Origin of the sequence: Comamonas serinivorans, from assembly GCF_002158865.1 — a bacterium.
GTDB classification, from domain to species: domain Bacteria; phylum Pseudomonadota; class Gammaproteobacteria; order Burkholderiales; family Burkholderiaceae_C; genus Comamonas_E; species Comamonas_E serinivorans.
Map to the genome: position 1 here is coordinate 3,209,342 of NZ_CP021455.1, position 12,719 is coordinate 3,222,060.

Below are 12,719 nucleotides of genomic sequence, written 5' to 3' on the forward strand. Positions count from 1 at the left end.
GTTCGTCGTGATTCGAACTATAGTGACCATGAATTCACATTTAAACCGTCATTTCGGCAATTGATCGTTGTTGAATTGACAACAATTCTCAAGAACCATTCTGGTAAACCCTGATCGTGGACCTCTTTCGCGCCCTGCAAGCCTTCGTCGCCGTGGTGGACCAGGGCAGCCTCGTCAAAGCCGCTGAACACCTCGCGCGTCCCACGGCCGTGGTGTCGCGCCAGCTCTCGGCCCTGGAGGCTCACCTGGGCACCCGCCTGCTGCAGCGCACCACACGCCGCCAGGCCCTGACCGAAGCCGGCCAGGAGTACTACCAGCGCGCCACGCAGATCCTGGCCGAGCTGGAGGAAGCCGAAGCCGTGGTCAGCCAGCAGACGCTGCGGCCCGAGGGCCTGCTGCGCGTGGCTGCACCGCTGTCGTTCGGCATCCACCAGCTGCCCGGCCTGCTGCCCGAGCTGTGCGAGCGCTACCCCCAGCTGCGGCTGGACATCTTCGTCACCGACCGCGTGGTGGATCTGTTGCACGACGGCATCGACCTGGCGCTGCGCACCCACCTCGAGGCCGACGAGAACGTGGTGGCCCGCGAGATCTGCCGCCTGCCGCTGGTGGCCTGCGCGGCGCCGGCCTACCTGGCCCGCCGCGGCACGCCCCGGCATCCCCGTGAGCTTGAGGCCCACCAGACGCTGAGCTACACCTACCTCAGCTACCAGGACCGCTGGACCTTTTCCGACGATGTCGGCAACACGCAGCAGGCGCCCATCCAGCCCACCGTGCGCGCCACCACCGGCGACCTGCTGCGCCCGCTGGCCAGCGCCGGCCACGGCATCGTCGCCGTGCCGCGCTACATCGTGCAGGACCTGCTGGACAGCGGCGCCCTGCAGCCGGTGCTGGCCGGCTGGCACCTGCAGCCGCTGCCGCTCTACGCCGTGTTTCCCAGCCGCAAATTCATCTCGGCCAAGGTGCGGGTCTTCGTCAACCACCTGCTGGACCACCTGGGCGCGCCCGACCCGCATCGGCTGGACCTGCGTTAGCGATTTGGCAGCATGGGGTTGCTGCCGATCATCAGTCATCGCAAGCATGGGGATACCCATGACCAGGTGTGACGATGCGGTGTGGCCGATGGCTGGCTTGGAACCGGTTCGGATGCCGCCCGCGGGACAAACTTGGGCTTCAACCGTCAGGCCGCCCCGCGACCATCGGACACTGCCCCTGCCCTGCCGCCGAAGCGAACACTGAACCCGCGGGCGACGGTGGCCCTGCCTGACCCCATGCCCGGTTCAGCGCGCACAGGCGCGGCGGCACAGCGACGGAGCACGCAGCACGGAGCACGGAGCACGCAGCACGGAGCACGGAGCACGGAGCACGGAGCACGGAGCACGGAGCACGGAGCACGGAGCACGGAGCACGCAGCACGCAGCACGCAGCACGCAGCACGCAGCACGCAGCACGCAGCACGCAGCACGCAGCACGCAGCACGCAGCACGCAGCACGCAGCACGCAGCACGGGGCACGGGGCACGTCAGCCCGAGGCACCGCAGCCGTGGCGCACAGCGGCGGCCGCCTGTCCAGTGTGGCGCGGCAACCTCCCACGCGCCGCTGGGGCATTGGCCGGCGGCTTGCCCCGCCACCGGGCCGTCACTAGACTTCACCCCGTTCAAGCGGATCGACCCTCATCCCAGGCCCTTGGACACCCGGCGACAGCCGGACAGGAGGACGACCTCCCTCGCGTTGAGCACCCCTTCAGGACGGCCTGAGCACACGGATGCGCCTGCAGTCGGCATCGCACCCGCATGGAGTTCCCTCATGGCATGGATCTATCTCTTGTTCGCTGGCTTGCTCGAGGTCATCTGGGCCTACACCATGAAGCTGTCCAACGGCTTCACCAAGCTGGGCCCCAGCGCCATCACCCTGGTCGCCATGATCGCCAGCTTCGGCCTGCTCAGCGTCGCCATGCGCAGCCTGCCGCTGGGCACGGCCTACACCATCTGGACCGGCATCGGCGCCGTGGGCGCCTTTGTGCTCGGCGTCACCGTGCTGGGCGAAGCCCTCACGCCCATGCGTGTGCTGGCGGCGGTGCTCATCGTCACCGGCCTGGTGCTGATGAAGCTCAGCAGCAGCTGACACCGCCGGCCTCTGCGCGATGCATGCAGGGGTATGCAGCCCTTGCCGTTCTTTTGAGAACGACGATGGCCGCATACTGACCTTGAAGCGAGGTGCCGATCTGGCCACCCCCGGCATCAGGCGGCCACCGCCACCGCGTCGGCGGCCCCCGCAACCCCGCTGCGTATGATCGCGGCCATGCCGTTCCGATCCTGCCTTGCCCCCTGGTTCCAGCCGCCGGCCCTGCGCCAGCTTCGTCGCCGCGGGGGTGCCCCGCGCGTCGGCGCCCTGTCGCCGCCTCACGCCTGGGTGCTGGCCGCCGTGGGCGCCCTGTGCCTGGCGTGGACGGCCCCGGCAGCGGCGCAAGCGGGCGCCCGCTGCAACCCCCAGGGCAGCGTGGACGAGGTGAACGCCTGCTCGGTGCGGGATTTTCAGCAGGCCGACACCGCCATCCAGGTGCTGTATGGCGACGTGATGCGCATCCAGCCGGCGCACGAACGCCCCGCTTTGCGCAAGGAGCAAACGGCCTGGGCCCGCGAGCGCGAGGCCCGGTGCCGCCAACAGACCGCCGCGCAACAGGCACGCCCCGAGTGGCCACGGCTGCTGCACGAATGCCTGACCCGCGTCACCCAGGAGCGCCGCGCCGGCCTCATGCGCTGGATGAGCGCGGACACCCCTGCCGCTGCGCCTTGATTGCAGGAGTATCTGGCCATGTCCGTTTCTGAGACAACGGAATTCAGCCCATACCCCTGCCAATTCTGAACGCCACGCTGTCGAGGCCGAATCCAATCCATCCCCGGCCAGGACAACTGCCGCGTTGCGCTGAAGATCCCTCCAGCCTGCCGCCTGGAGCGACGCGCAGGCCCGGTTCAGCGATCGCCTGATCGGCGGGCGATGGGCCGCATCGCGATGCCGGGCAGGCCGATGTCGGCGTCAACACCGATGACGACCGCGGCGCACGGGCGACCGATGCCTGCCGGTGCTTGCCCCCGGTCGGCCCATGCCTGCGCCGGCTCGCGACTCACGCGGCCAGGAAGCTGGCGCGCGCGATCGCCAGCACACCGGCCTCGTTGCGCACGGTGCAGTGCGCAATCGCCCAGGGCTTTGCCGTTTTTCACCGGGGTCACCTCCACGGTGATCCAGTCGCCAATGTCGCCGCCGCCGACGTAGTCCAGCGTCAGCCCGGTGGTGACGAGCTTGCCGGGCAGCGTGCGCGCGGCCGTGAGGGTGTAACCCATGGCCACATCGGCCACGGTGGCGAACACCCCGCCGTGCAGCTTGCCCCGCGCATTGGCGTGCTTGGGCAAGGCCCGAAAACCGATCAGAAAGCCCTGGCTCAGCGCCTGGTCCGGGCTGTGAGGCTGGTAGAAAAACGGGCCGTTCAGGTCGAGGTAGGGGCTGGTGCGGAACAGCGGCAGCCAGCCCGGCGGGGGCGCAGCGTCGTCGTGCAGGCTCATGGCGGGGCTCCAGGTGCGGGCTTGAGCCACCTGCCCGCGCCGGTCTGGCGACGGGCGGCCGGCGGCCTCAGGTGTTGCTCACCGTGATGGTGGGGAATTTGTTCGAGTAGTCCTTGGCGGTGCTGGCCACGGCCACCGCCAGCTGGCGCGCGGCGGCCCGGTACAGCGCGGCGTTGGCCGAATCGGGGTCGGCCGCCACGGTGGGCGTGCCGCCATCGGCCTGCTCGCGGATCGAGAGCGACAGCGGCATGGACGCCAGCAGCTTCACCCCCATCTCGCCGGCGATGCGGGCACCGCCCCCGGCGCCGAAGATGTGCTCGCTGTGGCCGCACTGGCTGCAGACGTGCACGGCCATGTTCTCGATCACGCCCAGGATGGGCACGTTCACCTTCTCGAACAGGGTGATGCCCTTGCGCACGTCCAGCAGCGCGATGTCCTGCGGCGTGGTGACGATGACGGCCCCCGTCAGCGGCACGCGCTGCGCCAGGCTGAGCTGGATGTCGCCGGTGCCGGGCGGCAGGTCGACGAGCAGGTAGTCCAGGTCGCGCCAGCGGGTGCCGCGCAGCAGCTGGTCCAGCGCCTGGGTCGCCATGGGGCCGCGCCAGATCATGGCCTGGCTCTCGGCCACCAGAAAGCCGATGGAGATCACCTGCACGCCGTGGGCCTCCAGCGGCTCCATGGTCTTGCCGTCGGTGGTTTCGGGCTTGTGCCCGGCCAGGCCCATCATCAGCGGCTGGCTGGGGCCGTAGATGTCGGCGTCGAGCAGGCCCACGGTGGCGCCTTCGGCCGCCAGCGCCAGCGCCAGGTTGGCGGCCGTGGTGCTTTTGCCCACGCCCCCTTTGCCCGAGGCCACGGCGATGATGTTTTTCACGCCCGGCAGCAGCTGCACGCCGCGCTGGGCCGCGTGCGCCACCACCTCGCTGCGCACCGACACCTGCACGGCCGTCACCTCGGGCAGCGCACGCACGGCCGCCTCGGCGGCCTCGCGCAGCGCGTCAAATTTGGATTGCGCCGGGTACGGCAGCACCAGCTCCAGGCTGACCTGGCCGCGGTCGATCTGCACCTGGCGCACGAGCTTGGCCGCCACCACGTCGCGACCCAGGTCGTCGTCGACCACCGTGGCGAGAGCTTGCAGCACCGCCTCACGGGGCGGCACGCTGGCGTCGGGCGCCTGGCCCGACGACTTTTGAAAGAGGGAGAACACCATGGGCGCCGAGTCTAGCGAGGCCGCAATGCCCCAGGTGGCGGCATTGCGAACGCCCGCGACGCGGCGGCGCCCCGGTATCCCATGCCGTCAAGCGCGGCGGCGGCGTGCGGCCAAGCCCGCCAGCACACCAGCTAGGCCCAGCAGGCCCCAGACCGAGCTGGCCGGCACCGGCAGCGCGACCGCCTGGGTCAGCTGCACGCTGCGCGTGGTCTGGGCCGGCAGGTGGTCGGCATCGCCCGCCTGCGCGGCCACGATCACGCACTCGCCCACGGCCAGCATGGTCACCGTCGTGCCCGAGACGCTGCACACCGCCGGGTCTTGCGACGCGTAGGTGATGGGCAGGCCCAGCGACGAGGTGGCCGGATCGACGTCAAAGGTCTGGTTGGCCACGAACACACGGCTGGCCGGTGTGGGCTGCGGGAAGTCCACGGTCTGCGTCAGCTGGAAGAAGGCATCCGCCGCCAGATCCGCCGCCATGACGTGGCTGAGCGGGTTGACGGTGCCCGACACGCCGCCACCCCACTGGCCAAAGACCGCGGGCGCCACGGGCACCGCCTGCAACTGCAGCGGGGTGCCGGTGGCCACGGCCCATTGGCCGGCGCCCTGGGCGCGCAGCTCGGTCGCGGGTTGCACGTCGATGCTGCCAGCCCCCAGGCCCGAGGTGCTGAGCGTCAGGCAGCGCACGCTGACGGCGGTGTCCGTGGTCTGGCTGCCGGCGGTTGCGGCATCGCCATCGGTCAGCATGGTGACGGGCAGCAGCGAGAGCGTGCCCGTGGCGCTGAGGCTGGCCTGGTTGGCAATCTGCACATCGCCCGAGCACAGGGGGTCCACCGTCACGCGGTAGCCCACGGACAGCGGGGGCGCGCCCACGGCCATCGTGCCGCCTTGCACGGCGTTGGCGCCGGCGCCCAGGCGCACGGTCAGCGTGCGCGTGGCGGCGTTGTAGTCGGCCGCGTCGTCGCCGGCGGCGTCGGTCAGCGGCGCGCCGCCCACCTGCAGCGAGCCCGGCACGTAGCTCACGCCCGCGGGCAACGCGTTGCGCAGCACCAGGTTGCTGGCGCCGTCTTCGCCGGTGTTGCTGACGCTGACGGCGTAGGCCAGTTCGTCGCCCGGCAGCACCGCCGTGCCACCACCCTGCGGCGTCACCGTCATGGTGCTGGTGTTGAACGAGGGCACGTAGGTGTCGATCGAGGTGATGAAGGTGGCCAGGCCGTAAACGTCGTACGTGCTGGTCGCCGACACGCTAGCTGTCGTGGCCCCCTGCGACAGGCGCGGCGTGATGTCCACCACGTCGAAATCCAGGCCTGCGAGACTGCGTGAGGCCCCCGTCAACCGCGGCAGATCGCCGGCGTTGGACACCGGCATGCCCAAGTAACTGCGCGAGCCATTGAAAAAGTTGTCAACTGGATTCTGCGCATCGAACAGCTGCCCGCCATTCACACGCAAGCCATCTCCAATGTAGGCGGCATCCCCCTCCAGGGCCACCACGCCCAACTTGGCTGAAAACGGGCCGTTGGGCACTTGAAACCCCGAGATGGTGGCGTTGGCAGGCGAACCGTATTGCACCAAGTCCATGCCATCGAACAAGGTCAGGTTGCGCAGCGGGTCGCTGGGCCGTTCGTAGAACACCACCATCCACCAGCCTGCATAGGCATAGGAGTCGTTGAGGTTGCGCACATCCCGGGTCGGGATGTTGCCCACCCGGTAGGCACCCGCACCGTGGGCCTGCACCAGCTGTGTCACATCGGCCCGGGCACGGTACCAGTTGCTGCCCAGCGAGGTAGTGGCCACGTTGCTGGCCGCCACCACCTGGCTGCTGCCACTGGCCGGCACCTCCAGCGTGGCCGTGACGGTGCCCGGCACTGGCGCAGTCCTCAGGGTGGCGCTCCAGTACAGCCACGCGTGCGTGACGGTGGCGCCGGCCGGCAGGTTCAGCACGGCCGTGCTGCGAGCCTGGCTGGGCGTGATGCTGGTGTTGGCCCACGCCGTTCCCTTGTCTTCGGCCCGCCAGAACACGTCGATTTCATTGGCCGCGATGCCACTGCCGCAAGCACCCGCCGTGCTCACCGTGCCCACCACCGGCGCTGGCGTGCCCGCCGTGCACGATTGCCCCAGCGTGTTGCCCATCAACACGAAATCACCCCGCTGGTTGACCTGCGCCACCTGCACGGGCGCCGCCCACGCCAGTTGCGCCAATCCACCCATCGCCAACCCGACCCACCACGTTTGCCACCGCATCGCCTTCTCCACGTCAAGTTTGAAACACCGTGTTTCAACGCGCGAGACGATACGGCCCGGGACGGGCTTTGCCCATCACTGAAATTCGGTATTTTGCAGACCCCGTGCGCGCTGACCGAGAATGCAGCGGTGACCCCGGCAAGCCTCCCCTCCCCGACAAAAACCGCGCTCGTGCTCTCGGGCGGCGGTGCGCGCGCCGCCTACCAGGTGGGCGTGCTGCAAGCGCTGGCCTGGCTGCAGCGCGCCAACAACCGGCACGACCACGCCTCGCCCTTCAACATCCTGGTCGGCACCTCGGCCGGCGCCATGAACGCTGCCGCCGTGGCCTGCGGCGCCGATCACTTCGGCCTGACCGTGGGCCGCATGGCGCGCGCCTGGCGCAATGTGCACACCGATCAGGTCTACCGCACCGACTCGCTGGCCATGCTGCGCTCGGGCGCGCACTGGGTCAGCGTGCTGTCCGCGGGGTGGATGCTCACGCGCTGGCTGCGCCTGCACCCCAAATCCATCCTGGACAACGCGCCGCTGCGCCGCGTGCTGCACGAGCTGGTGCCGCTCGAGCGCCTGCCGCTGCAGTTTGCGCAAGGCCACCTCCAGGGCCTGGCGGTCACCGCCTCCAGCTACGCCATGGGCGACCACGTCACCTTCTACCAGTCGGCCTCGCCCATGCGGCCCTGGAGCCGCACGCAGCGCCGGGCCGTGTCCGAAGCCCTCACGCACGAACACCTGCTGGCCTCGACAGCCATCCCGTTCATCTTTCCGGCGCAGGCGCTGAGCCTGGGCGGCCAGACCAGCTGGTTCGGCGACGGCACCCTGCGCCAGATGTCGCCCATCGCGCCGGCCATTCACCTGGGCGCCGAACGCGTGTTCGTGGTTGGCGTGGGCCGGCAGAACGAATCGGGCACCACCTGGCCGACCACGGCCAGCCGCTACCCCAGCCTGGCCCAGGTGGCCGGGCACGCGCTGTCGGGCATCTTTCTGGACGCGCTGGCCATGGACGTGGAGCGGCTGCAGCGCATCAACCACACACTCAGCCTCATGGACCCCGCCAAGCGCGCGCACAGCGAGCTGCGCCCCATCGAGCTGCTGCTCATCTCGCCCTCGCAGCGGCTGGACACCCTGGCCGCGCGCCACATGGCGGACCTGCCGCTGTCGGTGCGCACCCTGCTCAAGGTGCTGGGCGCCCCGGTCGAGGCCGCCGTGGCCAACGCCGACACGCTGGAAGGCCGAAACGCCGCCGGCGCCGCCCTGGCCAGCTACCTGCTGTTCGAGGCCAGCTACACCCACGAGCTGATCAACCTGGGCTGGCGCGACGCCATGGCCCAGCGCGACGCGGTCTGCGCCTTTTTCGGCTGGACCCTGCCGGCCGCGCGCGGCGATGCGCCCCACGCCAGCCACACCGCCTGAGGCCGGGTGCTTCGGCGGCCCACGTCAGAAGTCGCCATTGATTGGCACAGTATCACCATGCTGCCGTTTTCATGACAACGACAGCAACCGCATACTGCAACCCAAGATCACTTAAACCAGATCGTCTATCCCCAGGCAGCCGCGCCACCCCGTGTGCCGGCGCGTGGGTGAACGCGCCCTTGCGGTCTGCAGCCTGGCCGCTCGGCACCTCGCCGGACTCAGCCGCGTCAGCACCCGAACCGCGCGTTCGGCAGAACGCGCTGAAAGCCGCGCGCGAGGCTGAGCAACTGGCCGAGCTGGACGGGCGCGCGAACCCTGCCCACCCGCGCGCGAACGGCCTGCGAAATCCGCCTGCGAATCGGCGGCGCTTCGGGCCGCCAGGTCGGCCCACACGCGACAGGCCCGTGCCCCCTGGGCCGGCACGATGGCCCCGCAGTTCATCGCGAGCGATCGCCCACCCTTCAGGAGACACGCATGACACGATTTCCCGGCGCCTGGCTGGCCGGCCTGTGCCTGGCGTTTGCCGGCCACGCCCACGGTGACCATTCGGCGGCCACCCTCAGCGCCAACAACGGCAGCCCCTGGTTCCCCTCTGTCTGGGGCCCAAGCGACGAAATCGGCGCGGCCAACCGCCTGACGCCGGACAAGGTGCTGGCCGCCAAGGACCTCATCCGGACCGGCAAGACCTATTCGCTGGGCATCACCGTGGGCGCGGACACCCCGGCTTACGGCGCCGTGCGGCGCTGCTCGGTGTACGTGGTGGCGGGCCGCATGGGCGCGTCCAAGGGCGCCGGCCCCAACGAACTCATCTCGAACGACGACATGCTCAACTGCTGGAACGGCGTGGGCACGCAGCTCGACGGCCTGGGCCACATCGGCATCGGCGAGCACTACTACAACGGCCACAAATGGGGCGACATCACCGCCATCGACGGGCTGAAGAAGCTGGGCACGGACAAGGTGCCCCCGATGGTGACGCGCGCCGTGCTGCTGGACATGGCCGCCCTCTTCGGCCAGAACCCGGTGAAGGAAGGCACGGCCTTCAACCGCCCGGAGATCGACGCCGCCCTGAAGCGGCAGAACGTCAGCATCCGCGAAGGCGACGTGGTGCTGTTCCACACCGGCTGGCTCGATGTGGCGGCCACCGACCCCAAGCGCTACAGCACCGTGGAGCCCGGCCTGGGCCGCGAGGGCGCGCACTACCTGGCGAGCAAGGGGGTGGTGGCCGTGGGCGCCGACTCGAACGCGCTGGAGGTGATGCCGTTCGAGTCCGGCGCGGGCGCCTTCGAGGTGCACCAGATCCTGCTGGCCCGCAACGGCATCTACATCCTGGAGAACATCCAGACCCGCGAACTGGCGAAAGACGGGGTGAGCGAGTTCCTGTTCGTGCTGGGCCAGAGCAAGTACAAGGGCGCGGTGCAAACCATGATCAACCCGATCGGCATCCGCTGATCGGACCGGGATCCGCGGTCCCTTGACGGCCGCCTGACGCCGGGCGTGCGGCACCTTCGGCCGCTCGGTGGTCAGGCCCGCCTGCTCGGGCCTCGGTCTTTCACTCAGCAGTATTCAGCCATTCCCGATCATCTACGATCGGAGATAGACCCATACCCCATGAAAAAGCGCCACATGCCGCACAGGCATGTGGCGCAGGGGCCGGTTGTCAGCGTGGGGCGCCAGTGCTCGGGGCACCGGGCCACCGCCTCAGCGGGCGTGGAACTGGAACACGCCCGGTTCCTGGATGGGATCGACCGTCACCTCGATCACGCTCTTGGGCGGGAAGCGCCCTTCCAGCAACAGCCGCGACAGCGGGTTCTCGATGCGCTGCTGGATCGCCCGCTTGAGCGGCCGCGCGCCGAACACCGGGTCGAAGCCAACCTTGGCCAGCTCCGCGATGGCGGCCGGCTGCACGTCCAGCGTCAGCTCCAGCTTTGCCAGCCGCTGCGTGAGCTGGGCCAGCTGAATCTGGGCGATGGCGCCGATCTGCGTCGAATCCAGGCCATGGAAGACCACGATCTCGTCGATGCGGTTGAGGAACTCGGGCCGGAAATGGTCCTTGAGTTCGCCGAACACCGCGTCCTTCACGTCGTCGTAGGGCTGGCCCGCCATGGCCTGAATCATCGGCGAGCCGATGTTGCTGGTCATGATGATCACGGTGTTCTTGAAGTCCACCGTGCGGCCCTGGCCATCGGTCAGGCGGCCATCGTCCAGCACCTGCAGCAGCACGTTGAACACGTCCGGGTGCGCCTTCTCGACCTCGTCGAGCAGCACCACGCTGTAGGGCTTGCGGCGCACGGCTTCGGTCAGGTAGCCGCCTTCCTCGTAGCCCACGTAGCCCGGGGGCGCGCCAATCAGGCGGGCCACCGAGTGCTTCTCCATGAACTCGCTCATGTCGATGCGGATCAGGTGCTCTTCGCTGTCGAACAGGAAGCCGGCCAGCGCCTTGGTCAGCTCGGTCTTGCCCACGCCGGTCGGCCCCAGGAACAGGAAGGAGCCCGTCGGCCGGTTCGGATCGGACAGGCCCGAGCGCGAGCGGCGGATGGCGTTGGCCACGGCCGAGATCGCTTCTTCCTGGCCCACCACGCGCTCGTGCAGCTTGACCTCCATGTGCAGCAGCTTGTCTTTCTCGCCCTGCATCATCTTGGCCACCGGGATGCCGGTGGCGCGGCTGACCACCTCGGCGATCTCCTCGGCCCCCACCTGTGTGCGCAGCAGGCGGTGGCCTTGCAAGGCGCCGGCGTCGTTTTCCTTGGCTTCGGTTTCCTTGAGCTGTTTTTCAAGCGCCGGCAGCTTGCCGTACTGCAGCTCGGCCACCTGGTTGAAGTCGCCCTTGCGCGTGGCCTCCTGAATCTGGAAGCGGATTTGCTCGAGCTCCTTGCGGATCTGCTCGGAGCCTTGCGCGCTGGCCTTCTCCGCCTGCCACACCTCGTCCAGGTCGGCGTACTCCTTCTCGGCCTGGCGCAGGTCTTCTTCGATCAGGGCCAGGCGTTTTTGTGACGCCTCGTCCTTTTCCTTCTTCATCGCCTCGCGCTCGATCTTGAGCTGGATGATGCGGCGGTCGAGCTTGTCCATCACCTCGGGCTTGGAGTCGATCTCGATCTTGATCTTGGCCGCGGCCTCGTCGATCAGGTCGATCGCCTTGTCGGGCAGGAAGCGGTCGGTGATGTAGCGGTGGCTCAGCTCGGCCGCGGCCACGATGGCCGGATCGGTGATGTCCACGCCGTGGTGGGCCTCGTACTTCTCCTGCAAGCCGCGCAGGATGGCGATGGTGTCTTCCACCGTGGGCTCGCCCACCAGCACCTTCTGGAAGCGGCGCTCGAGCGCGGCGTCCTTCTCGATGTACTTGCGGTACTCGTCCAGCGTGGTCGCACCGATGCAGTGCAGCTCGCCGCGCGAGAGCGCCGGCTTGAGCATGTTGCCGGCATCCATGGCGCCTTCGGCCTTGCCCGCGCCCACCATGGTGTGGATCTCGTCGATGAACAGGATGATGCGGCCATCGTCCTTGGCCACTTCCTTCAGCAGGGCCTTCAGGCGCTCTTCGAACTCGCCGCGGTACTTGGCACCGGCCAGCAGGCCCGCCATGTCCAGGCTCAGCACGCGCTTGTCCTTGAGCGTATCGGGCACCTCGCCCGCCACGATGCGCTGCGCCAGACCTTCGACGATGGCGGTCTTGCCCACGCCGGGCTCGCCGATCAGCACCGGGTTGTTCTTGCTGCGGCGCTGCAGCACCTGGATGGCGCGGCGGATTTCGTCGTCACGGCCGATCACGGGGTCGAGCTTGCCCAGCCGGGCGCGCTCGGTCAGGTCCAGCGTGTACTTCTTCAGCGCCTCGCGCTGGCCTTCGCCTTCGGCCGAATCCATGGTCTGGCCACCACGCACGGCGTCGATCGCGGCTTCCAGCGCCTTGCGCGTGAGGCCATGGTCCTTGGCGATGCGGCCGGCCTCGCCCTTGGCGTCGGTCAGCGCCAGCAGGAACAGCTCGCTGGCGATGTACTGATCGCCGCGCTTGATGCCTTCCTTCTCGGTCGCCTGCAACAGCCGGGCCAGGTCGGGCCCGACGGTGACCTGGTCCTGGCCGGTGACCTGGGGCAGGCGCTTGACGGCCTGCTCGGCATCGGCCGTCAGCGCGTTCACGTTGACGCCGGCGCGCGCCAGCAAGGACTTGGGGCCCTCGTCCTGGCGCAGCATGGCGGTCAGCACGTGCACCGGCTCGATGTAGGCGTTGTCATGGCCCAGGGCCAGCGACTGCGCGTCGGCCAGGGCTTCCTGAAATTTGGTGGTGAATTTGTCTGCTCGCATGGGTGGTGTGTTCT

At 69.0% G+C, this 12,719-nt stretch carries 9 protein-coding genes; 5 read left to right on the plus strand and 4 right to left on the minus strand.

Annotated elements, in window-relative coordinates; translation table 11 throughout:
• Nucleotides 1-116 precede the first annotated feature (116 nt).
• The 3 genes from CCO03_RS13640 to CCO03_RS13655 all read left to right on the plus strand — a co-directional run bounded on the left by CCO03_RS13640 (nucleotide 117) and on the right by CCO03_RS13655 (nucleotide 2,793).
• Nucleotides 117-1,031 (plus strand): LysR family transcriptional regulator, encoded by a 915-nt coding sequence (locus tag CCO03_RS13640; RefSeq protein WP_087281904.1) that lies wholly within the window; start codon nucleotides 117-119, stop codon nucleotides 1,029-1,031.
• Between the two features lie 772 nt (nucleotides 1,032-1,803).
• Nucleotides 1,804-2,121, plus strand: coding sequence for a DMT family transporter (locus CCO03_RS13650; protein WP_087281906.1), 318 nt, complete (start codon nucleotides 1,804-1,806; stop codon nucleotides 2,119-2,121).
• Nucleotides 2,122-2,298: 177 nt separating this feature from the next.
• Nucleotides 2,299-2,793, plus strand: coding sequence for a lysozyme inhibitor LprI family protein (locus tag CCO03_RS13655; RefSeq protein ID WP_087284691.1), 495 nt, complete (start codon nucleotides 2,299-2,301; stop codon nucleotides 2,791-2,793).
• Between the two features lie 176 nt (nucleotides 2,794-2,969).
• Here the strand turns inward: CCO03_RS13655 and CCO03_RS13660 are convergent, their stop codons facing one another.
• The 3 genes from CCO03_RS13660 to CCO03_RS13670 form a co-directional block, all read right to left on the minus strand.
• Nucleotides 2,970-3,557, minus strand: coding sequence for a PaaI family thioesterase (locus tag CCO03_RS13660; protein WP_087281908.1), 588 nt, complete (start codon nucleotides 3,555-3,557; stop codon nucleotides 2,970-2,972).
• Between the two features lie 67 nt (nucleotides 3,558-3,624).
• Nucleotides 3,625-4,764, minus strand: coding sequence for an iron-sulfur cluster carrier protein ApbC (gene apbC, locus CCO03_RS13665; RefSeq protein WP_087281910.1), 1,140 nt, complete (start codon nucleotides 4,762-4,764; stop codon nucleotides 3,625-3,627).
• Between the two features lie 87 nt (nucleotides 4,765-4,851).
• Nucleotides 4,852-7,002: a DUF3344 domain-containing protein gene (locus CCO03_RS13670; protein ID WP_087281912.1), complete on the minus strand. Its 2,151-nt coding sequence runs from the start codon at nucleotides 7,000-7,002 to the stop codon at nucleotides 4,852-4,854.
• Between the two features lie 129 nt (nucleotides 7,003-7,131).
• On the opposite strand from CCO03_RS13670, the gene CCO03_RS13675 reads away from it, so the two are divergent.
• Both CCO03_RS13675 and CCO03_RS13680 read left to right on the plus strand, forming a co-directional pair.
• Nucleotides 7,132-8,409: a patatin-like phospholipase family protein gene (locus CCO03_RS13675; RefSeq protein ID WP_236903820.1), complete on the plus strand. Its 1,278-nt coding sequence runs from the start codon at nucleotides 7,132-7,134 to the stop codon at nucleotides 8,407-8,409.
• 474 nt (nucleotides 8,410-8,883) lie between these two features.
• Complete coding sequence (locus CCO03_RS13680; RefSeq protein ID WP_087281914.1) at nucleotides 8,884-9,861, plus strand: cyclase family protein; 978 nt, start codon at nucleotides 8,884-8,886, stop codon at nucleotides 9,859-9,861.
• A 249-nt stretch (nucleotides 9,862-10,110) separates the two neighbouring features.
• On the opposite strand, the gene clpB is transcribed toward CCO03_RS13680, so the two are convergent.
• Entirely contained in the window at nucleotides 10,111-12,705 is a 2,595-nt protein-coding gene (gene clpB, locus CCO03_RS13685; protein WP_087281916.1) for an ATP-dependent chaperone ClpB, read from the minus strand.
• Nucleotides 12,706-12,719: the final 14 nt, after the last annotated feature.